21 protein-coding genes are annotated in these 22,463 nt (G+C 62.1%); 5 read left to right on the top strand and 16 right to left on the bottom strand.

Annotation, left to right across the window (positions count from 1 at the left end; all coding sequences use genetic code 11):
* Position 1 precedes the first annotated feature (1 nt).
* From C0058_RS22150 to C0058_RS22110, 9 genes are all read right to left on the bottom strand, one after another.
* Positions 2-766, bottom strand: coding sequence for a polysaccharide biosynthesis/export family protein (locus C0058_RS22150; protein WP_003208211.1), 765 nt, complete (start codon positions 764-766; stop codon positions 2-4).
* A gap of 29 nt (positions 767-795) precedes the next feature.
* Complete coding sequence (locus tag C0058_RS22145) at positions 796-1,707, bottom strand: glycosyltransferase family 2 protein (protein ID WP_003208209.1); 912 nt, start codon at positions 1,705-1,707, stop codon at positions 796-798.
* On the bottom strand, positions 1,707-3,167 hold the full coding sequence (locus C0058_RS22140) for a mannose-1-phosphate guanylyltransferase/mannose-6-phosphate isomerase (RefSeq protein ID WP_102369586.1): 1,461 nt from the start codon (positions 3,165-3,167) through the stop codon (positions 1,707-1,709). Before C0058_RS22140 ends, C0058_RS22145 begins: the two co-directional genes overlap by 1 nt.
* Positions 3,167-4,606, bottom strand: coding sequence for an undecaprenyl-phosphate glucose phosphotransferase (locus tag C0058_RS22135; RefSeq protein WP_087695336.1), 1,440 nt, complete (start codon positions 4,604-4,606; stop codon positions 3,167-3,169). The genes C0058_RS22140 and C0058_RS22135 overlap by 1 nt, the downstream gene beginning before the upstream one ends.
* A 444-nt stretch (positions 4,607-5,050) precedes the next feature.
* A complete protein-coding gene (locus C0058_RS22130) occupies positions 5,051-7,537 on the bottom strand; it encodes a TonB-dependent receptor (protein ID WP_102369585.1) in 2,487 nt (828 codons plus the stop codon).
* Between the two features lie 105 nt (positions 7,538-7,642).
* Positions 7,643-8,602 (bottom strand): FecR domain-containing protein, encoded by a 960-nt coding sequence (locus tag C0058_RS22125; RefSeq protein ID WP_102369584.1) that lies wholly within the window; start codon positions 8,600-8,602, stop codon positions 7,643-7,645.
* Positions 8,589-9,104, bottom strand: a complete 516-nt coding sequence (locus C0058_RS22120; protein ID WP_102369583.1) for a sigma-70 family RNA polymerase sigma factor — start codon at positions 9,102-9,104, stop codon at positions 8,589-8,591. The genes C0058_RS22125 and C0058_RS22120 overlap by 14 nt, the downstream gene beginning before the upstream one ends.
* A gap of 129 nt (positions 9,105-9,233) precedes the next feature.
* Positions 9,234-9,536 (bottom strand): DUF6124 family protein, encoded by a 303-nt coding sequence (locus tag C0058_RS22115; protein ID WP_003208197.1) that lies wholly within the window; start codon positions 9,534-9,536, stop codon positions 9,234-9,236.
* A 298-nt stretch (positions 9,537-9,834) separates the two neighbouring features.
* Positions 9,835-11,160, bottom strand: coding sequence for a PLP-dependent aminotransferase family protein (locus C0058_RS22110; protein ID WP_008434545.1), 1,326 nt, complete (start codon positions 11,158-11,160; stop codon positions 9,835-9,837).
* A gap of 94 nt (positions 11,161-11,254) precedes the next feature.
* Here C0058_RS22110 and C0058_RS22105 point away from each other — a divergent pair, with 94 nt between their 5' ends.
* Both C0058_RS22105 and C0058_RS22100 read left to right on the top strand, forming a co-directional pair.
* Positions 11,255-11,884: a LysE family translocator gene (locus C0058_RS22105; protein ID WP_102369582.1), complete on the top strand. Its 630-nt coding sequence runs from the start codon at positions 11,255-11,257 to the stop codon at positions 11,882-11,884.
* A 27-nt stretch (positions 11,885-11,911) separates the two neighbouring features.
* Positions 11,912-12,253 (top strand): antibiotic biosynthesis monooxygenase, encoded by a 342-nt coding sequence (locus C0058_RS22100; protein ID WP_003208192.1) that lies wholly within the window; start codon positions 11,912-11,914, stop codon positions 12,251-12,253.
* On the opposite strand, the gene inhA is transcribed toward C0058_RS22100, so the two are convergent.
* The gene (inhA, locus tag C0058_RS22095) at positions 12,250-12,930 is read right to left on the bottom strand and encodes an isonitrile hydratase (RefSeq protein WP_102369581.1); all 681 of its coding nucleotides are present in this window, start codon (positions 12,928-12,930) and stop codon (positions 12,250-12,252) included. The two genes, C0058_RS22100 and inhA, sit on opposite strands and share 4 nt — an antisense overlap.
* Before the next feature lie 90 nt (positions 12,931-13,020).
* Between inhA and C0058_RS22090 the strand changes: the two genes are divergently transcribed.
* From C0058_RS22090 to C0058_RS22080, 3 genes are all read left to right on the top strand, one after another.
* Entirely contained in the window at positions 13,021-13,989 is a 969-nt protein-coding gene (locus C0058_RS22090; protein ID WP_102369580.1) for a GlxA family transcriptional regulator, read from the top strand.
* A 131-nt stretch (positions 13,990-14,120) separates the two neighbouring features.
* Entirely contained in the window at positions 14,121-14,708 is a 588-nt protein-coding gene (locus tag C0058_RS22085) for a biliverdin-producing heme oxygenase (protein ID WP_102369579.1), read from the top strand.
* Positions 14,705-16,900 (top strand): ATP-binding protein, encoded by a 2,196-nt coding sequence (locus C0058_RS22080; protein WP_087695344.1) that lies wholly within the window; start codon positions 14,705-14,707, stop codon positions 16,898-16,900. The genes C0058_RS22085 and C0058_RS22080 overlap by 4 nt, the downstream gene beginning before the upstream one ends.
* On the opposite strand, the gene C0058_RS22075 is transcribed toward C0058_RS22080, so the two are convergent.
* The 6 genes from C0058_RS22075 to C0058_RS22045 form a co-directional block, all read right to left on the bottom strand.
* Positions 16,878-17,786, bottom strand: coding sequence for an alpha/beta fold hydrolase (locus tag C0058_RS22075; RefSeq protein ID WP_102369578.1), 909 nt, complete (start codon positions 17,784-17,786; stop codon positions 16,878-16,880). The two genes, C0058_RS22080 and C0058_RS22075, sit on opposite strands and share 23 nt — an antisense overlap.
* 49 nt (positions 17,787-17,835) lie before the next feature.
* Positions 17,836-18,228: a VOC family protein gene (locus C0058_RS22070; RefSeq protein WP_102369577.1), complete on the bottom strand. Its 393-nt coding sequence runs from the start codon at positions 18,226-18,228 to the stop codon at positions 17,836-17,838.
* Positions 18,228-18,860: a BRCT domain-containing protein gene (locus C0058_RS22065; protein ID WP_087695346.1), complete on the bottom strand. Its 633-nt coding sequence runs from the start codon at positions 18,858-18,860 to the stop codon at positions 18,228-18,230. Before C0058_RS22065 ends, C0058_RS22070 begins: the two co-directional genes overlap by 1 nt.
* 265 nt (positions 18,861-19,125) lie before the next feature.
* Positions 19,126-19,587: a cysteine hydrolase family protein gene (locus C0058_RS22055; protein ID WP_008434533.1), complete on the bottom strand. Its 462-nt coding sequence runs from the start codon at positions 19,585-19,587 to the stop codon at positions 19,126-19,128.
* 136 nt (positions 19,588-19,723) lie between these two features.
* On the bottom strand, positions 19,724-21,550 hold the full coding sequence (locus C0058_RS22050) for a glycoside hydrolase family 15 protein (protein ID WP_008434531.1): 1,827 nt from the start codon (positions 21,548-21,550) through the stop codon (positions 19,724-19,726).
* On the bottom strand, positions 21,543-22,343 hold the full coding sequence (locus tag C0058_RS22045; RefSeq protein ID WP_102369575.1) for a glucose 1-dehydrogenase: 801 nt from the start codon (positions 22,341-22,343) through the stop codon (positions 21,543-21,545). The genes C0058_RS22050 and C0058_RS22045 overlap by 8 nt, the downstream gene beginning before the upstream one ends.
* Positions 22,344-22,463: the final 120 nt, after the last annotated feature.

The following is a 22,463-nucleotide window of genomic DNA, read 5'->3' as shown; positions in this document are numbered from 1 at the left end:
TTTAGTGGTTCGTGGTGTAGCTGTAGCCCACACCAATGGATTTGGTGAAGGGAATCAGCTGGTTCAGGTAAGTGTCCACGCCTTGGATCCGTTCGCCGACGTTGGACTTGGGTACAAACACCACGTCACCGCGTTGCAGCGCCACGGGCTTGCGGCCCAGTGCGCCGTTCTTCAGGTACTGGCTGAAATCGAGGAAGTAGGCGTGGTAGACGCCTTGGCCATCTTCACGCAGCAGGGCGACCATGCTCGCGTTGCCCACCGAGCTCACGCCGCCGGCACCGAGAATCGCCTGCTCCATGGTCGGGGCCGTGGCGATGGAGATAGCCGACGGGTTTAATACCGCGCCGCCGACGATCACCGTGTTGCCCGGCGCCTGGTTGATGTTCACCGTCACCCGAGGCTCGCGATACACCGGTGCGAGTTTCTGGCTCAGCTCGGCGGCGACTTCCGCCGGCGTGCGCCGCGCCACCTGGATCGGCCCCAGGAAGGGATAGTTGATCTTGCCGTCGTTCTGCACGGTGTACAGCGTCAGTTCGTAAATCGTGCTGACGTTGAACGCCGACAGGGTTGGCATTTCCCCGGCATCGCGGACAATCCGCAACTGGTCGCCGATGCGGATCCGCTCCACCGCCGGTGGCAGTTGGGCCATGCGATCGAGGGCCTGCTTGCCCTCGTCCACCGTCTTGCCATCGGGCGCGACGATCCGCGCGGGCGTATTGCAGGCGGCCAATGCCATCATGGCCAGGACGAGCAAGGTTCGTTTCATCAAAGGGGTCTTCCTGTAGGTCATGATGCTCACCTCCAATAACCGGGGAACATGCTGATGCGCCGCTTGAGGGCGAGGGGGAGCTGGCGCTCCAGATGGCCCAGCCGGTAGCCGAGCAATTTGAACGCGCTGCGCACCAGTACTTCGGGTACGCGGTGCAATGCACCGGCTTCGCGTAACGCTCGAAGCTCGGCCAGTACATAGCGTTTACCTTCACCGCCGGCATCGCCAAAAGCCTGGCGGATCCACGGCTCGCGGCCGTAGAAAACGCCAATGTCGAAGTAGCGGTGAAACTCATCCATGAGACGGTAATCGTGGGAGTGATAGACCAGGGCGGTGGCGGCGTAGCGCACCTTGTAGCCTTCCAGCAGCATGCGGGCGGCGACGTAGGCGTCCTCGCTGCCGATCACATCCGCGGGGAAGCCACCGACGGCTTGCAGGGCGCTGCGCCGGTACACCGAAAACGAATCCGAGCTGAAGCAGGTCTTGATCCCCAGCTCCGGCGCATCAGCCAGGCTTTTGCTGCGGCTTTGCGGCGGGTAATTGAAGTGGCGTGACTGGGCGCCCAGCACGCCGGCATCCGGGTGCGGCAACTGGCGGCCGTAAGCGACGCCGTTGAGCGGGTCCAGTTCCAGTTCGCCCACCAGGTTGGCGAACGTCTCGGGTTCGGCGGGGATCGCGTCCTGGGTCATCACGATCAGCGCGTCGCCGTCGACTTGCTCGCTGGCCCAGCGGCGGGTGCCGCCATGGTTGAAGTCCTTGGCATCGATCACTTCGACCCGTACGCCGAACTCGCGAAAACGCGCCACGGTGTCATCGCTGGAAGCGCTGTCGACCACCAGGGTTTCGTCCGGTTGCAGGGTTTGCATGCGCAGCGCCGGCAGCAGCCGGTCGAGGTGGCTGGAAGCGTTGCGGGTCGGGATGATCAGGGCGGTACGCATCACTTCTTCACTTCGGCCGGAGCCCGGCCGTAGATGTCGTCAAAACGCACAATGTCGTCTTCGCCCAGGTACTCGCCGCTCTGCACCTCGATCATCACCAGGTCGATGATGCCGGGGTTGGTCAGGCGGTGCTTGTGCCCGGCCGGAATGTAGGTGGACTCGTTGGCGTTGATCAGGAATTCACGGTCGCCGTTGGTAATCATCGCCGCGCCGCTGACCACTACCCAGTGCTCGCTGCGGTGATGGTGCATTTGCAGGGACAGCGAGGCCTGGGGCTTGACCACGATGCGCTTGATCTTGAAGCGGCTGCTTTCTTCCAGCACGGTGTAGGTGCCCCACGGCCGGGTGACAGTGCGGTGCAGGCTGAATGCCGGATGGTCCTGGCGCTTGAGCTCGGCGACGATGTAGCGCACGTCCTGGCTGCGCTTGGCGTCGGCAATCAGGATCGCATCCGGGGTGTCGACGACGATCAGGTCGCGCACGCCCACTGCGCCCAGCACGCGCTTGGGCGAGTCGATGTAGCAGTTGTGCACGTCATGCAGGATCGCCTGGCCATTGACCTGGTTGCCGTTGGCGTCGCTGGGGGTGAGTTGGCGCACCGCGTCCCAGGAACCGATATCACTCCAGCCGATGTCGCAGGGCACCACCGCCACTTGCGCGGATTTTTCCATCAGCGACACGTCGATCGAGATGTCGGGCGCCGCGCCGAAACCTTCAGCGTTCAGCTCGCGCTGACGGCAACTGTTGTTGTTCAGGCTGTGGCCGTGCTCGAGGGCGGCCTTGGCGGCGTCCAGCACGGCGGGGGCGTGCAGCGCCAGTTCCTCCAGCAATGTACCGGCCTTGAAGCAGAACATCCCGGCATTCCACAGGTGCTTGCCGCCGTCCAGATAGCCCTGGGCGGTGGCCAGGTCGGGCTTCTCGACGAAGCGCTTGACCCGGAACCCCTGGCCCAGCGCCTCGCCTTGTTCGATATAGCCGAAGCCGGTTTCCGGGTGGTCGGGCTGGATGCCGAACGTCACCAGGTAGCCGGCCTCCGCCAGTTCGCGGGCCTGGGTGACGGCATCGGCGAAGGCGCTTTCATCAAGAATCAGATGGTCGGCGGGCAGGATCAGCAACTGCGCCTCGCTGCCGAAGTTTTCCTGTACATGCAGGGCGGCCACGGCGATGGCGGCGGCGGTGTTGCGCCCGAACGGCTCCAGCAACAGGTCAAGGGCCAGATGGGCCTTGTTGACCACGCGGTAGTCATCGAGGGTGCGAAACAGCAGGTCGCGGTTGGTCACCGTCAGCACGCTTTCCACGCCCGGCAGGTGACTGGCCCGCAGGAACGTCTTCTGCAGCAGGCTCTGGTCATCACGCATGCGCATGAAAGGCTTGGGCATGTTCTGCCGCGACACCGGCCACAGCCGGGTGCCCGAACCACCGGAAATGATGCAGGGAATCAAGCCGTTGAGGGTGTTCATCAATAGACTTCCTTGGTCGAAAGGACGGCCGGGACCGTCATGAAAACGATGTACAAGTCGAACCACACCGACCACTTCGAGATGTACTCCAGGTCGTACTCAACGCGTTTCTGGATTTTGAACAGGGTGTCGGTTTCACCACGATAGCCGTTGATTTGCGCCCAGCCAGTGATGCCCGGTTTTACCCGGTGGCGCGAGCTGTACTCGCTCACGGCAACTTCGTAGGGCACGCCGGCGGCCTTGGTCGCGGTGGCGTGCGGGCGCGGGCCGACCATCGACATGTTGCCCAGCAGCACGTTGAACAGCTGCGGCAGCTCATCGATGCTGGTCTTGCGAATGATCCGGCCCACGCGGGTGATGCGCGGGTCGCCGCGGGTGGTCTGGCGGTCGGCGTTGAAGTCGCTCATCTCGGCGTACATCGAGCGGAACTTGAACACCCGGATCACGTTGTCGTTGTAGCCAAAACGGTTCTGGCGAAACAGCACCGGGCCCTTGGAATCGAGCTTGATGGCAATCGCCGTGATCAGCATGATCGGCGACAACGCCACCAGGCCCAGGGTCGCCAGAATCAGGTCTTCGCAGCGCTTGATAAACGGCGACCAGCCCCGCAGCGGCACGTGGGAGGTGTTGAACATCAGGATGCCGCCCACATCGGTGATGCGGCTGTGGCCATAACGCAGGGCGGCCATGTCGGGCACCAGCATCACGTTGACCGACATCTGCCGCAGGCGCTTCACCAGCCCGTTGATCCGCTGTTCGGCGGCCCAGGGCAGGGTGATCATCACCTGGTTGACCTGCTCGGAGCGGATCAGCTTTTCCAGGTCGCGCGTGTTGCCCAGCAGCGGCAGGTTGCTCAGTTCCTTGGGGATGCGCTCGGTGCGGTCGTCGATAAAACCGATCAGTCCGGAACGGATATCGCCGTTGCGTTGCAGGTGGTCGGCCACGTGCACGGCGGTGTCGGTGAAGCCGAGGATCACCGTGCGTTGCAGGTATTTGCCGTTGGCCATCAGGTTGCGGAACAGGCGCAGCATCACCATCCGCTCCAGCCCGAACAACGCCAGGCTGGTGATAAACCAGAACGCCAGGTTGCGCGGGCTCAACTGCGGGAACATCAGCAGAATCTGGTACATGAACAGCAGGATGCAAAACGCCGAAGACCAGGCCACCAGCATGGTGCGAAACCGCAGGCGATTGCTGAACAGCTCCTCGGAGTAAACCCCCATGGCCTGGAACAGAATGATCGTCAGGATCGCGAAAAACAGCAGCAAGCCGAGAAAGTGCGCGCGCAGTTCGGGGGCCATCGGGTCTGGATAAAACAGCAGGATCAGTGCTGGAAAAACGGCGGTGAGGCCGTGCATCAATTTTACGAAAACAACAAAGAACTCAATGAAACCGGCCCGGGTCAAAAACAGGCTGTCGACTGACGACTTCTCGCGCATAAAAACATCCCTCATTGCACACCAGGGCTTCCTTGTTCGGCTGCTCATCCATAAAGGCAGGGCTTGCTTTATAAGTGGCGCCAGACGAACGGTTACTTCGCTGGGTAATACGCAATTACCTATCTATCTGCAGGGAATTTGCGGGGTAATGGCTAAATGATGGTTCCCTTTTCGTCGCTCGTCAAGGTTTTGACTCTTTTATAAGGCCTTCGGTCTAGACACGTCAGGTACTCTCCCGCGTGACAGTTTGTTGACTGTCTTGGTCGGATTTCCGGGTTTTCCCGGAACAAAATGCTGGCGTTTTGGAGTGTAGGAACAAATTTAGGAAATTTCCTGCGGCTGAGGAAAACCTTTTTTTGACGGAGGTCGGATGCGGGGTTTTTCGGGGACAAGCGACGAGTGGTGAGGACGTGAGTCCGTCACCACATTGAGGCGGTACTAACCTTAAAAATTGCCTTTCAAACTGACAGTGAAGTTGCGCGGTTCGCCGTAGAAATTACCCCAGTCGGCCGTTCCCACCGTCTGATAGTAATTTTTGTCGAAGAGATTGTTACCGTTCAGCGCCACCGTCCATGTGTCATCAACCCGGTACGCCAACCGCGCATTCCATACCGCATAACCGGCTTGTTCCAGTTTGATGCCTTGAATTCGGTAGTTGCTGCTCTGGGCGTTGACGCCGGTGCCGACGCTCCATTTCGACAGTGTGCCGTCCAACTGATAATCGCCCCACAAGCGCAGCATGTGTCGCGGCACGTAGCTGTTTGCGACCGCGCCAATGGCGGCGCTGTTGATGTTGTTGAGGTTCCTGGTCTGGGTGTAGGTGTAGCCGCCCGCCACTTGCAAGCGTTCCAGCAACTCGCCACTCAACTCGGCTTCGACACCTTGTGCGCGAACCTTGCCAGTGTCGGTGTAGCAATAGCCGTCTGCCGAGGTACCGCATTGGGTGGTGTAGTCGGTTTCGGCGGCGTTTTTCTCGATAGCGCGGAACAATGCCAGCGAGCTGTTGAGGCGCCCCTCAAACCATTCGCCCTTGATGCCCAGCTCGTAGTTTTCGCCGATTTTGGGCTTGAGGGCAGCCCCGGTCACCGTGGCGTTGGAGCTTTGTGGCTGGAAAATATCGGCGTAGCTGGCGTACACCGAAAGGTTGTCGTCGAGGTCATAGATCACCGCGGCGAACGGCGTGACTTCACCGGTTTCCTTGGTGCGTGCATCCTGCAGGGCCCATTCGCCCCAGGCGAGGTTATTCGACTGGCGGCGGTTTTCGAACCAACTGACGCGACTGCCGAGCACCACCATCAATGGCTCGGCCAGCCTCAGGCGCAAAGTGGCGTAGGTACCGTACTGGGTGGCGGTTTCCTTGACGGTGCCGCCCCGGTACATGTTGGGCCAGAAGGTATCGTTGGCGGGCTGCGGGAAGTGGTGGTTGGGCAGGAAGATACTTTGCCGGTCGGGCAGGCTGCGGATCGCGTAGACATCGTCCTGGGTGCCACGGCTGCCATTGGCGCCGATGATGAGTTCATGCTGCAAACCGAACGCTTCGAACTTACCGTCCAGGTAGGCATCCAGTCCGAAATCCCGGTGGTCGTAGTCAAACAGCGCGGCGTACATCTCGGCGGTTGGCGCCGGATCACCGTACTTCACGGTGCCTTGGCTGGCGGCGTATTTGATGTCTTGCAGGTTGCGGCTGTTCACCGCCGTGACCTTGAGTTGCCAGTCGTCGTTGAAGTGGTGGGTGAGGTCGGCAAACAGCGTAGTGCGTTGGCTCTGCCAGTCGTTCCAGGCCTGGCCCAGGCAGGTGGAACGGCTCAGGCCGATGCTCTTGCCGTCGCTGTAGCGCGGCACACCGCCCCAGCAGGGCGTTGCATCGACATCTTCGTAGCTGGCACCGATGCCCAGGGTGGTGTCGGGCGAGAGGTCAACATCCAGTGCGAGGTAGACAGCTTGGTCCTGGCGCTTGGAGACGTCCATGTACGAGCCACGGTTCTGTTGGCTGACCACGGCGCGGCCGCGTACGGTGCCGCTGTCATTGAGCGGGCCGCCGGTATCGACGTCGGCGCGGTAGTTGTCCCAGGTGCCGGCAGACAGCGACAGGCTGGTAGTGGGTTTGTCTTGTGGCCGCTTGCGCACGAAGTTCACCGCACCACTGGCGGTGCCGGCGCCCTTGAGCATGCCGGCCGCGCCCTTGAGCACTTCCACCCGGTCATAGATCGCCATGTTGGCGGTGAAGCTGTCGGCCTGTACGTAGTCTTTGCCGATGTCCAACGGCACACCGTCGAACTGGTATTGGCCGAGCATCTTGAAACCACGGGAATAGAAATACTTGCCACCCATAGGTGAGTCGTAGGTGGTGATGCCCGGGGTGTGTTCCAGTAATTGATCGATGGTGGTGATGTTCTGGTCGTCGATCAGCTTGCGGGTCATGACGCTGACCGATTGCGGTGTTTCCCGCAGGCTGTGGGCGCCCTTGCCGATGGTCACCGCGCCGGTGGTGTAGGAACCGCTGCCGTCAGTGGTGACGCCGAGGTGTTCGCCGGTCACGGTGGTGGCACCCAGGTTCAGCGCGCCGGTGTCCGCGACTTGCGGCAACAGCAGCCAGGTGTTGTTGCTCTGGCGTTGGGCTTGCAAACCCTGGCCCTGGATCAATTGGCTCAAGGCCTGTTGGCTGTCCAGCGCGCCGTTGAGGCCGGGGCTGGTCTTGCCGGCGACGCTGGTGGCGTCATAGGACAGGCTGATACTCGCCTGGCGCGCAAACTGGTCGAGCACCGTGGCCAATGGGCCGGGTGCGATGTTCCAGTCACGGGCCTGGGTGTCGCTGGCAGGCGTTTGCGCCATGACCGCCAGGGGCAGGGCGCTGCCGTTCAGGCAGGCACCGAGCAGGGCGGCGTGCACCGCATGCTTGAGGGGAGAACGCTTGGAGGGGAACGCTTGCATGACCGCGGAATGCTCCTGAAGGAAGTGGACAGAATCGGCCTGTTGATCGGCCTTTCCTTACAGGTCGAGCGAAGATGAGAATTCACCTCATTTATTTTCGGAAGGTCATGCACGAGCTGCGACGGTCACCCAATAACGGCTGCGATAGGTGATGTTCACCGACAGTGTCTGTGCCACCAGGGTCAGGACCTGATCGGTATCGTCCAACTGGTAAGTCCCGGACACACGCAGGGCGGCGACCGCTTCGCTGCAGCGCACCAGCCCAGTGCGGTAACGGCTCAGCTCCGCGAGGAAATCGTCCAGACGCATGTTGTGAGCGCTGATCACACCGTCGCTCCAGGCCCAGGGATCCAGGCCCGTGGTGGCGGGTGGACGCAAGCCGTTTCGATCAAACAGCACCTGCTCGCCGGGCTGTATCACCCCACGTGCGCTGGCCTGATGGCTGTCGGCGAATACCGCGACGGTGCCTTTTTGCACGGCGAGCAAGGTGCCGTGGAGCTCCTCGCGCACCATGAACCGGGTGCCCAAGGCGCGCAGATAACCGTCGCGGGTTTGCACCCAGAAGGGCCGTGGCGCGCTACCGTCGGCGCCCATGTCGATCAGGATTTCACCCTGGCGCAACTGCACCAGACGTCTTTCGGTGTTGAAGACTGTGTCGATGGCGCTGGCACTGTTGAGCTGGATACGGCTGCCATCGTCGAGGGCGACCCAACGCCGCTCTCCGGTGGCGGTGCGGTAGTCGGCCAGCAGGCCGGGCAATGGCGTGTAGTCGCGGCCGAACCATGTCAGCCCTGCGGCACCGGCGAACAGCCCGAGCAACTTCAACCCTTCACGGCGGCTGATGCGTTGGCGGGCACCTTGCAAGGCATGGCGGCCGACCTGTGCCGGCAACTGCGCAAACTCGTCACTCATCGACGAGACCCGTTGCCAGGCCTGCTGGTGGTCGCTACTGGTTTCAAGCCAGCGTTCGAAGGCGGCCGTGGTGGCGTCATCGGCAATATTGAACCGCAGCTTGATCATCCACTGGATCGCCTGGTCCACCAATGGCGGATTAGCCTTCGGCATAACGCAACCGATAACAGGCATGCAGTGCCTTGGCCAGGTCGCGCTCCACGGTGGCCTTGGACACCCCCAGGCGCAGGGCGATCTGTTGGCAGGTCAGGCCGTCCAGTTGCGCCAGCAAAAACGCTTCGCGCACCCGTGGCTTGAGTTGGTCCAGCAGGCGGTCGATGCGCTCCAGGCTGTCGAGGATCAGCAGGCGGGTTTCTTCCGACGGCACCTCGACTTGCGGGAAATGCGCGAGACTCTCCAGATAGGCACGCTCCAGTTCGCGGCGGCGATACTGGTCGATCATCAGGCTGCGGGCGATGCTGCTCAGGTAGGCCCGGGGTTGCAGCAAGGCTTGCTGCTTGCGCGCATTGAGCAGGCGCACGAAGGTTTCCTGCGCCAGGTCGGCGGCGTGCTCACGGCAGCCCGTACGCCGGCTCAACCAGCCGCGCAGCCAGGAATGATGGGCATGGTAGAGCTGGCCGATGGCGGCATGATCCAGTGGGTGGTCGCTCGACATGGGCATCCTGGCGCGGGCGTCTTAATTGATAACGGTTCGCATTCTATGCGTTGGCCAGAGGATTGGGCAATCGTTGCCGCGTGGATTTGGCCGGATGCACAAACCCACACAGGCTTGACGGGGTTGCGGCTAAGCCTTGCGCAGGTGCAAACACTCAATCGAGCGGTCGACGGTGGTCTTGGCAATTTCCAGTAAATGCCACACCGCCAGCAACTTTGCCCGCTCGGGGCTTTGCAGCAGTTCGCCGCAGTCTAGAGCGGTGGCCGAGGCGCTGCTGAGCAGGCTGGCGGTGTAGAGCAGGGAGTCTTCGAAGCTCAGGTCTTCGTTGACGGTATGGAAGCCCTGGGAAGGCAGGTAGTGTTCGAGGGCGCGATTGAAGGCCGCGCGGTTTTTGAGCAGGTCGATGGGTGGGTCGGGGACGGGTTTATTCATGGTGTAACTCCATATGTTTTAGGAGCTGACACCCGTCGCGACTAAACGAGGGTGGCGGCTATGCGCAGGTTAGTCGACCGGCCACATGGAAAACCGGCGCACCCGAAGGCGCCCTACGCATAGCCACCATAAAACTTCATGAGAACCATGCGCCATGTAAGACCCGGGCGACTAAACCCGATCACTGATGAGCAGTGACGGGGCGAAGACTAGCCACAGGTTCCAATGGGCACAAGGCCGAAAGATTGTCTCGGAAATGTCCCGCAAATCAAAGGGATTTACCCTGCTGGCCCTTTATTCATATCCGAATTGCCTCGCGAATTTTCCCCAAGGCTATTCTTAACGTCGCCAAATCAATCGACCCCAGCGCCACCCGCAACGCATGCGGCACATGGGCCGTACAGGCAAACGGCTCGGCACTGGTGACCCGCACACCCTGGCCCTCAAGCGCAGCCACCACTGCATCCGCCCGCAGACCTTCCGGCAACACCAGCCACAGGTAATACGACGCCGGATGCGCAATCACCTCACACCCTCGCAAGACCTCCCGGGCCAGCGCCTGGCGTTGGCGCGCATCCTGGCGCTTGTGCTCTTCCAGTGCATCCACTGCACCGGATTCTATCCAGCGGCACGCCAGGTTCACCGTGAGCGTCGGCGTGCTCCAGGTCGAGACACGGATCGCTTGCTCCAGCGCCGGCACCCACGCCTTGGGCGCGACGATAAACCCCACCCGCAACCCCGACGCCACACTCTTCGAAAGGCCAGACACATACACCGTGCGCAGCGGCGCATAAGTAAACAACGGCTTCGGTGCGGGCTCGGCGAGAAAGGCGTAGGCGCCGTCTTCGATCAGTAGAAAATCGTAGCGTTCAGCCAACGCTGCAAGGCGCTCGCGGTCGGCTTCACCCATCACCGTGCCCAGCGGATTGTGCAACGTGGGCATGCAATAAAAAGCCCGCACCGGGCGCCGTTTGCACAAAGCCTCCAGCGCATCCAGATCCGTATGCCCAGCCGGTTGCGGCAGCGGCTCCAGGTCGATGCGCTGGGACTGGGCCAGGGTTTTCAACCCGGGATACGTCAGCGCATCCACCGCCAATACATCCCCCGGTTGCAGCAGCGCCATCAGGCTGACGGCGAGGCCTTGTTGCGCACCGTTGACGATCAGCACTTGCTCGCCACTCACGCGAATCTGCCGATTGCGCAGGTGCCGCGCGGCGGTCTGTCGTTCATGGGCGCGGCCACCTTGCGGCGCGGAATGCAGCAGCGCATCGAGGTCGCCCGAGGCGGCAATGGCACGCAAACCGTCGCGCAGCATCTCGGCCTGGCCCGGCAACGAGGGGTAGTTGAGGCTCAGGTCCACGGTGCCCGGTTGGAGCGGTTGTTGCACCAGGCCCATGCCCCGCAGCAACGTGGTGTCGCGCACAAACGTCCCGCGTCCCGGTTCACCCACCACCAGGCCGCTGGCCTCCAGTTCGCTGTACACCCGCAAGGCAGTGGCGAGGGCGATGCGATGGCTGTTCATCAGGCTACGCAGGGTCGGCAACTGGGTGCCCGGCGGCAACTGGCCGGCGCGAATCCGCGTGGCCAGTTCATCGACGATCAGTTTGTAGCGGACCTGAGCCATGGTGCGTTCCTGTGCAAAGTGTATCTAGATCAATTTTTTGTTTGTATCAGGTGGGCTGATTAATCTACAGGCTTTCCCGGCGGATGGCTTGAGCATGATCGACCTCGCAACCCTGGCTGTGTTCTCTGGCGCAGTCCTGCTGCTGTTGTTATCCCCGGGTCCGAACATGGCCTTCGTCATCAGCCACGGTGTGACCTATGGCTGGCGTGGCGGGGTGGCATCCGGGTTGGGCATCAGCGTGGCGGACCTGCTGCTCACGGCACTGACCGCAACCGGCGTGACCGCTCTGGTCGCCAGCTGGCCGCCGGCCTTCGACCTGATTCGCTACGCCGGGGTGTTGTACCTGCTGTGGCTGGTGTTCAAGACCCTGCAGAAAACGCCCGCCCTGGACACGGCCCACGTCAGCCGCGTGCCGCTGGGCCGGGTGTTTGCGCGGGCAATGCTCAACAGTTTGCTCAACCCCAAGGCGCTGCTGTTTTTCATGGTGTTCCTGCCGCAATTCGTCAGCCCCGAGGCGGGCCCCATCGCGCTGCAACTGGTGCAACTGGGGATCATCCTGACGCTGATCAGCGGTGTGTTTCATGCCGTGCTGGGGATTTTTGGCGGGGCGGTTAGCCGGTTTTTTGCCGGCAAACCGGGGAGCGCAGGCTTACAGAAATGGGGCCTGGCAACCGTGCTGATGGTGCTGGCCGTGCGCTTGGCATTGATGTCTCGCCCGACGTGAAACATCACTCATAAAAGGACGTTACCCATGTACATCGCAGCCTTTATCTACAAGCCCGGCGAACGGGATGACGAGTTCCAGCGCCTCACGAATCTGATCGACGCACTGGCAGCAAGGCTGCCGGGATACGTGGGGGCCGAGTCGTGGCGTTCGGCGGATGGCGGGTTGATCAACGCCAGTTATTACTGGCGTGACGAGGCCTCCATTCGCGCCTTTGCCAGCCACCCGACCCACCTGGAAGCCAAGCGTCTATACCGCCGCTGGTACGGCGGTTATCACGTGGTGATTTCCAAAGTGGAGCGGGCGTATGGGGACGGCACCATCGGGCATTTGGTGCCCGCCGACCGCCACGGACGGGCGAACGCTTAACCCAACCTGGCCGCTGCCCGTGCCACGATTTCACCCCGGGTCTTGCGCGACTCGGCGGTGCGCTTGCGGGCTTCTTCCAGTACATGCGGCGGTGCGGTTTCCGGCCGGCCAGCATTGAACGGCGGCGCCGGGGCGTACTCAATCTGCAACTGCACCAGTTGCGCCGCCGCCTCGCTGTACAGCTCGGCGGCCAGGGTCAGGGCAAAGTCGATCCCGGCGGTAATCCCGCCACCGGTCAACAGGTTGCCGTCACGCACCACGCGCTCCTGCACCGGGATCGCACCGAGCGGTGCGAGCAGGTCGTGGTAGGCCCAGTGAGTGGTCGCGCGACGCCCGCGCAGCAAGCCCGCGGCACCCAGCACCAGGGAGCCGGTGCACACCGATGTCACGTAGCGCGCGGTCTGGGCCTGTGTCTTGAGAAACGCCAGGGTCTGCTCATCCTCCATCAATGCCCCGACGCCAGAACCGCCGGGCACGCAAATCACATCCAGCGTCGGGCACTCGTCATAAGTGGTGCTGGGGGTAAACACCAAGCCGGTGCTGGAGGTGACCGGCGCGAGGTCTTTCCACACCAGATGCAGCTTCACATCCGGCAGCGATCCCAACACGTCGTAGGGCCCGGTGAGGTCCAGTTGCTGGATGCCGGGGAACAACAAAAAGCCGATCTGCAAGGTCATGGGGACTGCTCCTGATAAAGGGATGGACGGCTTCACTCTAGTCACCTAGGCTTTGGCGCATACGCCATTGAGCCCACGAATTACGCCAACATGCCCAGAATCATCAACGTACTCGCCTTTCCCAATGTGCAGGTGCTCGACGTCACCGGGCCCTTGCAAGTATTTGCCTCGGCCAATGACCTGGCGCGCCAGCAGGGCTTGCCGTTGCCCTATGCGGTCAGTGTGATTGCCGCGCAGGCCGAGCCGGTGATGACCTCGGCGGGCCTGGCCCTGGTGGCCGAGCCACTGCCGCCTGCCGATGCTCCGTGCGACACACTGGTGATTGCCGGCGGCTGGGGGGTGTACGGCGCCGCCGAAGACCCGGCGCTGGTGGACTGGGTTCGGCAAAAAGCCACCCAGGCCCGGCGCATGACTTCGGTGTGTACCGGCGCCTTTCTGCTGGCCGCCAGCGGTTTGCTCGACGGCCGCCGCGTGGTGACCCACTGGACGCGCTGCGAAGAACTCGCGCGCAAGTACCCACAGCTGACGGTGGAGGCCAATCCGATTTTCATCCAGCAGGGCAACCTGTGGACCTCCGCCGGCGTGACCGCCGGTATCGACTTGTGCCTGGCGCTGGTGGAGGAGGACCTGGGTCGCGCCGTGGCCCTGGAAGTGGCGCGGCACCTGGTGGTGTTTCTCAAGCGCCCCGGTGGGCAATCGCAGTTCAGCGTGACGTTGTCCCTGCAGAAAGGCGGCAACCGTTTTGCGGAGTTGCACGCCTGGATCGCCGAACACCTGAACCTGGATTTGAACGTTGCCACACTGGCCGCCCAGGCGGGCATGAGCGAGCGCAGCTTCGTGCGCCACTACCGCGCCGAAACCGGCCAGACACCCGCGCGGGCCGTCGAATTGATCCGTGTGGAAACCGCCCGCCGGCAATTGGCGGACAGCAGCGCGTCGATCAAGCGCATCGCCGTGCACTGCGGCTTTGGCTGCGAAGAAACCATGCGCCGCAGCTTCCTGCGAGCGGTATCGATCACACCCCAGGCCTACCGTGAACGGTTTTCCTCACCCGGTTGAGGTCGAGCCTGTTTGAACGAATAGGTACGTTTTTGTATCAAGGTGCTATGTTACTCACAGTCCATTGCGCAGTGTCTTGATCCCAGGCCTCTACGTCGCGGTTTTGAACCTTCCCGGCGTGCGCACAGCTCATGAATTCACTACCTCCTGTCCTTGTCGAACTACGCGCGGCGACCGCTGCACTGCATCGACGTCTCGACACTCGGCTGCCTTTTTCCCGCATGGACCTGGCGCTGTACCGCGAGTTGATGAGCGCCTACTACGGCTTCTATCAGCCGCTGGAGCGCGCCCTGGCGCCGTGGGGCGAGATCCTCCCGGACCTGGAGTGGGGGCGGCGCAGCAAAACTCCGTACTTGCAGGCGGATTTGCGGGCGCTGGGCCTGGAAAACCTGCAGATCGATGCCTTGCCGATATGCCCCGAACTGCCCGCCATCACCAACGTGGCCCAGGCCTTGGGCGCCCTCTATGTGCTGGAAGGCGCCACCCTCGGCGGCCAGGTGTTGCGCGACCTTATCGAGATCAAGATTGGCGTGGGCTCCACCAATGGCGGCGCGTTCATGAATGTGTACGGGGCCGAGACCAGCGCCCTGTGGCAGCGCTTTCTGGCGTGCCTTTACCCGCTGCGAACCGCGTACGAGCGCGTGGAGGCGGTGAAGGTCGCCGAGTCGACCTTCCTCTGTTTCGAGCAGTGGCTGGACCGCTGCGGGGTGCTGCGATGACCACGGTCGATACGCTGATCGACGATTGCGCCAGCGAGCCCATCCATATCCCCGGCTCGATCCAGCCTCACGGGTTGTTGTTGACGCTGAGCGAACCGGCGCTTGAGGTGCTGCAAGCCAGCAGCAACCTGAGCGTCGCGCTGGGCCTGGACGCGCAACGCCTGTCGGGCCAGGCGCTGGCCAGTGTGCTGGGCAGCGAAGCGGCAGTACAGGTGAGTCGTGCCCTGGCAGACCTGGACGCCTTTGAGGAGGACGTGCATCAACTGACGCTGGATGGCTACGCCTACGACATCCTGCTGCATCGTCATCAAGGCCTGCTGTTTCTCGAACTGGAGCGGAGCCTCACGCTTGAGCACAGCGCTGTGAAGCAGCTGTCCCGAACGCTGCGCCGCTTGCAGTCGGCCAAGACGCTCGACAGCTTGTACCAGATCAGCGTGACCGAGATTCGTAGCCTCACCGGTTATGACCGGGTCACCTTGTACCGCTTCGAGCAGGAAGGCCACGGCAAAGTGATTGGCGAGGCCCTCAGCGACGGCATGCAGCCGTACCTGGGATTATGTTTTCCCGCGTCGGACATCCCGCCCCAGGCACGCGAGCTGTACCGGCTGAACTGGATCCGCGCGATTCCCGACGCCGAGTACCAGCCGGTGCCGATCCTGCCGGCCCTGCGCCCCGACAACGGCCAGCCCCTGGACCTCAGCTTCGCCGTGTTGCGCAGCGTGTCCCCGGTGCACTGCCATTATTTGAAGAACATGGGCGTGCGTTCCTCCATGAGCATTTCGCTGCTCAAGGACGACCAGCTCTGGGGCCTGATCACCTGTGGCCACCGTGAGCCGTTGCGCGTGCCCCATGAACTGCGCACGGCGTGCACCAGCATCGGCCAGTTGTTGTCGATGCAGATCACGTTGCTCCAGGAGCAGCAGGAGCGCCGCCAACAACGTGACAAGGCCGCCATGGTCGAAGAGTTGGTCGCCGCCATGACCGCGGACCAGTGCGATGTGATGGAAAGCCTGTTGCCCTATGCGCAAACGCTGCTGAACCTGACCGCCGCCGGTGGCCTGGCGATACGGGTGGAAGAGCGCCTGCATGTGTTCGGCGTTTGCCCTGCACGTGCTGAAATCCACGCCTTGTACCAGTGGGTGCGCGGACAGGGCAAAGGCGTGGTGCACAGCCATCAATTGTCGGTGGACTTTCCCCCGGCGGCGGCCTACCAGGCCCATGCCAGCGGCCTGTTGGCGTTCTGCCTGCCCAAGCCGGTGGACAACGCGGTGATGTGGTTTCGCCCGGAGGTGCAGTCCTCGGTGGAGTGGAGCGGCCAGCCGGTCAAACATCAGGAACCGGGCAGCACGACCTTGAGCCCGCGCCTGTCGTTTGAGTTGTGGAAGCAGCAGGTCGATGGCAAGGCGCTGTATTGGTCGCTGTCGGAGCTACAGGCGGCGGAGAGCCTGCGGCGCAATGCCCTGGAGCATGACCTGGCGCGCCAGGTGCAACGCGAACATGCTGCGGTGCGGGCGCGTGACGAGCTGGTGGCGGTGGTCTCCCATGACCTGCGCAGCCCGCTGACCATCCTGCTGATGCAATGCGGCATGATGCGCAGCATGGTGCCCGCCGAGGACAACAAGGCGAACCGGCGCCTCTCCACCGCGATTGAAACCATGCAAAACGCCACCGCCCGCATGAACACGCTGCTGGAAGACCTGATCGATATTTCGCGCATCGAGGCCGGGCGCTACAGCGTTTCGCTGCAACGGCTCGATGTGGCGGCAACCCTGGACCAGATCTGTTCGATGTGGCAACCGCTGGCGGCTGCCAAGGGTGTGGACCTGACTTGGCGCTCAGTGGACGGGCTGAGTGCCCAGGCCGACCCGGAGCGCTTGTTCCAGGTGTTTTCCAACCTGCTGGGCAACGCCCTGAAATTCACCCCGGTGGGCGGAGTGATCGAGGTGATTGCCGAGGCGGCGGGGGACGAAGTGCTGTTTCGGGTATGCGACAACGGCATCGGCATCGACCCGGCGCAACTGCCGTATATCTTCGACCGCTACTGGACCTCACGCGAGGGCAACCCCACCGGCAGCGGGCTGGGGTTGTACATCTCCCACGGCATCGTCGAAGCCCACGGCGGCACCCTGTGGGCTGAAAGCGTGGTGGGGCAGGGCAGCGTGTTCAGCTTCAGGATTTCGGCTGGGGGCTGAGGCTCAGCAGCTCGAAGATCGCCTCAAGGGTTGCCTGGGGCGCCTCCTGGGGAATGTTGTGGCCCACGCCGGCCAACACCTCGCGCCGATAAAACCCGCTGAAATTTTCCAGGTCGTCATCTTCGACCGGGGCCGGACCTACGCCGTCATCGGCGCCGCACAACGAGATGCTCGGTACTGAAATCGGCGGTGGCTGCACCAGGGCCTGCTCGATGCTTTCCAGCGCCGGGTCACCCGGTGCGTACATGAAGCGGTGCCGGTAGGAATGGACCACCACCTCGACAAAATCCGGGTTATCAAACGAAGGCGCTGTCTTGCCATACAGGCTCGGCCCTTCGGCCCAGGACGGCGACCAGAGCGCCCACAGTAACTGGCAGAACTCGCGACGATTGGCGGTCAAGCCGTCGACGCCGCGCTGGGTATGAAGGTAAAACTGATACCACAGCCGATGCTCTGTTTCCGGCGCCCGAGGCTTGGTCGACGCAGCGATATCCTGAATGTTGTAGCCATCGCCCGTCACCAGGCCGCGCACCCGTTCAGGCCAAAGCGTCGCAACGATACACGCCGCGCGTCCGCCCCAGTCATAGCCCACCAGCGTGGCTTTTTCGATGGACAGGGCATCCATGAAATCCAGCAAATCCTTGGCCAGCGCTGCTTGTTGGCCGGAGCGCATCACCTGATCGTTGATAAAGCGCGTCGGGCCATAGCCGCGCAGGTATGGCACCAATACCCGGTAGCCACGTGCGGCGACCACCGGGGCGATCTCGTCATAGCCACGAGGGTCGTAGGGGAAGCCATGCAGCAGGATCACCACCTCGCCGCCTTCCGGGCCATGGGCTTCGTAGGCGATATCGAGCATGGGCGTGCGGATTTGGAGGGTGGGCATGGAGGCTCCAAGGGTGGAGGGAAAGTGTTGGAACTGTAGACCAAGCGGGTTACCGAGTGTGGTTCGAAAGGCTGCAATTGCTTGACTTGTCTAGACCGGCCTGGCGCAAGCCGATGCAATTACCCCAAGGGTCGCGCACCTGGCACATCCACTCGCCGCCCTCGACTTCCATTGGCCCGCGATACAACGTGGCGCCTAACGTGACCAGTCGCTGTACCTCGTGAAGCAGGTCCGTCACCCGCCAATACACCACCGACCCGGCCGCGCCGCTGGCGACCTTGTTGTCTGCATTCACGATTTCGATGGCCACGCCGCCCACGTCCAAATGACCGAAATCATCGGGCTCGTGGTAGATGCGTGTGGCGGCATAGAAGGCGGTGGCGTACCACTCAGTGGCGGCACGCCAGTCGGGGACGTGAATCAGGATGGAGATAATGGGCATCAACCGAACAACACCTGCTGCCAATGGGTTTCACTGATGATAGCGATCGGAATACCGCTATTTCTTAACTCGACGGCTTTTTTGATCTTCGTTCCATATGAGCTATGGAGCCATTGTTCATTACCAACGCTCCCGACCACGAGAAAATGAACCTTCTTGCTCACCGAGTTACCGATAAGGCCGCCGCGTTCTACGACAAGTAACTCACATTCTTTGCGAGGCCCGTACGCCATGACACCGGTAAACAAAAAAGTCCGGTCCTGCCACTCCAGTGTCGGAGCCGGATTGTTCAGCGGCAGGCTGCTGACAGCAGAGGGGCGCTGAGGTGACCCCACCGAGATACCGGAAAACTGATGCAGCATTTCCAACAGTTCTGCGGACTCTTCCGCGTCGAGAACACCGTCACTCAACATGCTGGCAAGGCGCTGATAAAGAATGTTTACCACCGGGTCTTCCAACTGGAGCAGATGGGTTTCTATCCAGGTCTTTAGAAACGCTGCTTCCATCTGATTGATGTTTCCGTCGGCGACCAGGCCGGCAGTGACGCCGAGTAATGCGTCGGCAGAGCGCCGATCAATACGCGCCTTGTGGAAGAGGTGACTGCGTTCGAATTCCTGATGAAGATCGGTCATGCGTCCATGCTCCTTAAGTCAGTGCTTTGCCAGGTCTCGGTCCAGCTCAGCATGGGCCGAAGGTTTCGCGTTGATGGTGAAACCGATATACACACATGTTGTGATGTTTGCCAAATAACCTGTGGCGAGGGAGCTTGCTCCCGTTGGGCTGCGCAGCAGCCCCAGGTTTTGTTGAATGTGTTCTTTGAGTTAGATGGCGTTGAGCTTTTGGGGCCGCTTCGCGCCCCAGCGGGAGCAAGCTCCCTCGCCACAGTGAGGGGCTGACTTAAATCTCTGCGTGGGTGATGACGTGTTTGAAGTGGTGTCGCCACAAATCCGCGCCCAGTTTCCCCGAGCGATCCAGCGACGAACCCACGGTCAAATCGCTGATCAGCGTGGGCTGTAATCCGGCATCAAACAACGCAAACCCGGCCGCCAGCACACAGGTATCAGTCTGGATGCCACACACCAGCACTCGGTCCGGCGCGAGGCTTTTCAGGTGGCTGATGGTCTCGGGCGTGGGCGCGTAGCCGTGTTTGATGAAGATATGGTCAGCCGCGATCAGGCTGTCGTCGTCGGGCGCCGGTTGCCAGCCGAGTTGGCGAGCGAAGGGGGTTATGTTTTCGTCGTGGCGCTCTACGGTGGCCACTGACGGCATGCGACCCAGCAAGGCGTTGATGCCGATTACCAGCCAGTCGGGCGGGGCGAAGGAGGGTTGTACATCGATGATCAGTAGGACTTGGCGCATTGGCATCCTGGTATAGATCGAAGGACCACGCATTGTGCACCGGGTACACCTCGTCTCCAAGTCTGGCGCGGTCATGTGGGAGCAGGCAAGCCAGCTCCCACAAGGTTACTCAATTGCCTTCAGATTGTGCTCGGGCTCAAGGCTGCCAAACCGTCTTCACCCCACTCAACTTTCGGTCCAGGAACGTTGCCGCGCTGATCAGCGCCAAATGGCTCAACGCCTGCGGTGTATTGCCCAAATGCCGTGCCTGGTTATCAAATTCTTCGGCATACAACCCCAGCGGGTTGGCATAGCGCAGCAACTGTTCAAACTCCAGATGCGCCTTCTCCACTTGCCCGGCCCGGGCCAGGCATTCCACGTACCAGAACGAGCACGCTGCAAACGCGCCCTCGGTGCCTTGTAGCCCATCAATCTGGCTGTCGTCGTTGCGATAGCGATAAACCATCCCATCGCGCACCAGGCTTTTCTGGATCGCCTCCAGTGTCGACAACCAGCGCGGGTCGGTCGCCGCAACGAAGCGCACCAGTGGCATCAACAGCATCGAACCATCCAGCGCCGTGCTGCCGATATGCTGCACAAAATGGCCGCGTTCTTCGTTCCAGAAGTTGCTCCAGATATCGGCGTAAATCGCCTGGCGGGTCTGGTCCCAACGGGCAAACGGCGCCGGTAGCGAGCGCTTGGACGCCAGGCGGATCGCCCGGTCCAGGGCCACCCAGCACATCAGCCTTGAGTGCAGGAAGTGATGCTGCTCACCGCGCATTTCCCAGATGCCGACGTCTTTGTGGTTCCAGGTTTCGCAGACCTGGTCGGCCACCTCCACCGTGTGTTTCCAGCCCTCGTGGGAGATGGCCTCACCGTATTTGTTGACCAGGTATACCGCGTCCATCAACTCGCCGTAGATATCCAGTTGCACCTGGTCGTACGCCTCGTTGCCGATGCGCACCGGTTGCGCGCCGCCGTGGCCGCTGAGGTGGCTCAGCTCGGTTTCCGGCAGTTCCTGGCGGCCGTCGATGCCGTACAGGATGTTGATTTTCATCGGCTGATCGCAGCAGTCACCCACCCGGCCTTTCAACCAGCGCATGTAGCCGTTGGCTTCCTCGATAAACCCCAGGCGCATGAACGCGTAGACGGTGAACGAGGCGTCGCGGATCCAGGTGTAGCGGTAGTCCCAGTTGCGCTCGCCGCCGGGTGTTTCCGGCAGGCCGAAGGTGGCGGCGGCGAGGATTGCACCGTGTTTGCGCGAGGTCAAAAGCTTCAAGGCCAGGGCCGAACGATTGACCATCTCGCGCCAGCGCCCACGGTAGTTGGATTGGGAAATCCAGCCGCGCCAGAACTTAAGGGTGCGCTCCAGGCACAGGTCGGTGCAGTCGTTTTTGACTCGGGCATCGTCCAGCCCGCCGAGGACAAACTCGGCGCCTTCTTCCTGGCCGAGTTCAAAGGATGCTACGGCAGCGTCGCCATCCAACTGCAGGGTGTGGCTGCTGGTCAGGCGCAGGCCGGGTTGGTCTGCGGCCTCAAACAACACGTCGCCGTCATCTTGAGTGGCCCGGGTCTGGGCGCGGGCGTAGTCATGACGCACTGCGCAGCGCATATGGATGCTCGCTTTGCCGCTGACCACCCGCACCCGCCGAATCAGGATCGGCAGGTCGTCAACTTCTTCACTGACGGTCAAGAAATCGGTAATTTCCACCACCGCGTCATTACTCAACCAGCGGGTTTGCAGCACGTTGGTGTCGGGCAGGTAGATCTGCTCGCGGCGGGCGTCGGGCAGGTCCGGCGTGAGCTGGAAGATGCCGGCGGCGGGGGAGTCCAGCAATGAGCAAAAGATGGAGGGGCTGTCGAACTCCGGCCAGCAGAAAAAATCGATGCTGCCTTTGTCGTTCACCAGCGCTGCACTGCGCATGTCGCCGATGATGCCGTGGGCATCAATGGCACTTTGTGGTTCGTTTTTCAGATCAACCATTGCCACGAAACTCCGGATAAAGGCTCATGCCGCCATCAATGAACAGGGTGCTGCCCACCACGTAGTCGGAGGCATCACTGGCCAGCCACACCACCGCGTTGGCCACGTCTTCGACGTCACCCACGCGGCCATAGGGAATCAACTTGAGCAGTTCCACTTCGGCCGCGCCTTCGGTGGCGGCGCGGTTGATGGCCGTGCGGATCGCTCCCGGCGCAACGCCGTTGATGCGGATGCGCTGCTGGCTGACTTCCTGGGCCAGGGTGCGCATCAGCATTTCCACGCCGCCCTTGGACGCGGCGTAGTTCACGTGCCCGGCCCAGGGAATCACCTGGTGCACCGAACTCATGTGGATAATCTTCCCGGCGGCCCGGGAAACACCTTCGCGGATGCCCTGGCGGTTGAAGATGCGCAACGCGGCGCGGGCGCAGAGGAACTGGCCGGTGAGGTTGACGCCGATCACGGTGTTCCAGTCGTCGAGGGTCATGTCCACGGCAGCGGCGTCTTTCTGCATGCCCGAGTTGGCCACCAGGATGTCCAGGTGCCCGAAGGCATCAAGGGTCTGGGCAAACAGGCGCTCCACATCGGCCTCTTGCGACACATCGGCGCCAATCGCAATGGCCCGGCCGCCGTTGGCGTTGATCTGCGCCGCCAGTGCTTCAGCCGGCGCCGCCTGGGCGTTGTAGTTCAGTACCACGGCGGCTCCGGCCTCGGCCAGGGCCTTGGCGGCCCCCGCGCCGATTCCGGAACTGGCGCCAGTCACCAGCGCCACTTGTTGCTCCAACGAAATGCGCATTGCCCACCCAACCTTTTTCAGAGTGCCCAACTAGCTGACTGGCGGGGCGGCCCACAAGTTCACCGGCTGTCTGGAATGCGACGATGGCTGTCTATATCTATCGTTTCTGCCACAGGACTT

Source organism: Pseudomonas sp. NC02 (assembly GCF_002874965.1).
Lineage (GTDB): Bacteria > Pseudomonadota > Gammaproteobacteria > Pseudomonadales > Pseudomonadaceae > Aquipseudomonas.
Note: the sequence above shows the minus strand (reverse complement) of the source record. Positions and strands in the feature narration are given on the sequence as shown.

Excerpts from the sequence above, each read along its gene's own strand:
- C0058_RS22150 (WP_003208211.1), bottom strand. The coding sequence starts at position 766 with ATGAAACGAACCTTGCTCGTCCTGGCCATGATGGCATTGGCCGCCTGC.
- C0058_RS22145 (WP_003208209.1), bottom strand. The coding sequence starts at position 1,707 with ATGCGTACCGCCCTGATCATCCCGACCCGCAACGCTTCCAGCCACCTC.
- C0058_RS22140 (WP_102369586.1), bottom strand. The coding sequence starts at position 3,167 with ATGAACACCCTCAACGGCTTGATTCCCTGCATCATTTCCGGTGGTTCG.
- C0058_RS22135 (WP_087695336.1), bottom strand. The coding sequence starts at position 4,606 with ATGCGCGAGAAGTCGTCAGTCGACAGCCTGTTTTTGACCCGGGCCGGT.
- C0058_RS22130 (WP_102369585.1), bottom strand. The coding sequence starts at position 7,537 with ATGCAAGCGTTCCCCTCCAAGCGTTCTCCCCTCAAGCATGCGGTGCAC.
- C0058_RS22125 (WP_102369584.1), bottom strand. The coding sequence starts at position 8,602 with ATGCCGAAGGCTAATCCGCCATTGGTGGACCAGGCGATCCAGTGGATG.
- C0058_RS22120 (WP_102369583.1), bottom strand. The coding sequence starts at position 9,104 with ATGTCGAGCGACCACCCACTGGATCATGCCGCCATCGGCCAGCTCTAC.
- C0058_RS22115 (WP_003208197.1), bottom strand. The coding sequence starts at position 9,536 with ATGAATAAACCCGTCCCCGACCCACCCATCGACCTGCTCAAAAACCGC.
- C0058_RS22110 (WP_008434545.1), bottom strand. The coding sequence starts at position 11,160 with ATGGCTCAGGTCCGCTACAAACTGATCGTCGATGAACTGGCCACGCGG.
- C0058_RS22105 (WP_102369582.1), top strand. The coding sequence starts at position 11,255 with ATGATCGACCTCGCAACCCTGGCTGTGTTCTCTGGCGCAGTCCTGCTG.
- C0058_RS22100 (WP_003208192.1), top strand. The coding sequence starts at position 11,912 with ATGTACATCGCAGCCTTTATCTACAAGCCCGGCGAACGGGATGACGAG.
- inhA (WP_102369581.1), bottom strand. The coding sequence starts at position 12,930 with ATGACCTTGCAGATCGGCTTTTTGTTGTTCCCCGGCATCCAGCAACTG.
- C0058_RS22090 (WP_102369580.1), top strand. The coding sequence starts at position 13,021 with ATGCCCAGAATCATCAACGTACTCGCCTTTCCCAATGTGCAGGTGCTC.
- C0058_RS22085 (WP_102369579.1), top strand. The coding sequence starts at position 14,121 with ATGAATTCACTACCTCCTGTCCTTGTCGAACTACGCGCGGCGACCGCT.
- C0058_RS22080 (WP_087695344.1), top strand. The coding sequence starts at position 14,705 with ATGACCACGGTCGATACGCTGATCGACGATTGCGCCAGCGAGCCCATC.
- C0058_RS22075 (WP_102369578.1), bottom strand. The coding sequence starts at position 17,786 with ATGCCCACCCTCCAAATCCGCACGCCCATGCTCGATATCGCCTACGAA.
- C0058_RS22070 (WP_102369577.1), bottom strand. The coding sequence starts at position 18,228 with ATGCCCATTATCTCCATCCTGATTCACGTCCCCGACTGGCGTGCCGCC.
- C0058_RS22065 (WP_087695346.1), bottom strand. The coding sequence starts at position 18,860 with ATGACCGATCTTCATCAGGAATTCGAACGCAGTCACCTCTTCCACAAG.
- C0058_RS22055 (WP_008434533.1), bottom strand. The coding sequence starts at position 19,587 with ATGCGCCAAGTCCTACTGATCATCGATGTACAACCCTCCTTCGCCCCG.
- C0058_RS22050 (WP_008434531.1), bottom strand. The coding sequence starts at position 21,550 with ATGGTTGATCTGAAAAACGAACCACAAAGTGCCATTGATGCCCACGGC.
- C0058_RS22045 (WP_102369575.1), bottom strand. The coding sequence starts at position 22,343 with ATGCGCATTTCGTTGGAGCAACAAGTGGCGCTGGTGACTGGCGCCAGT.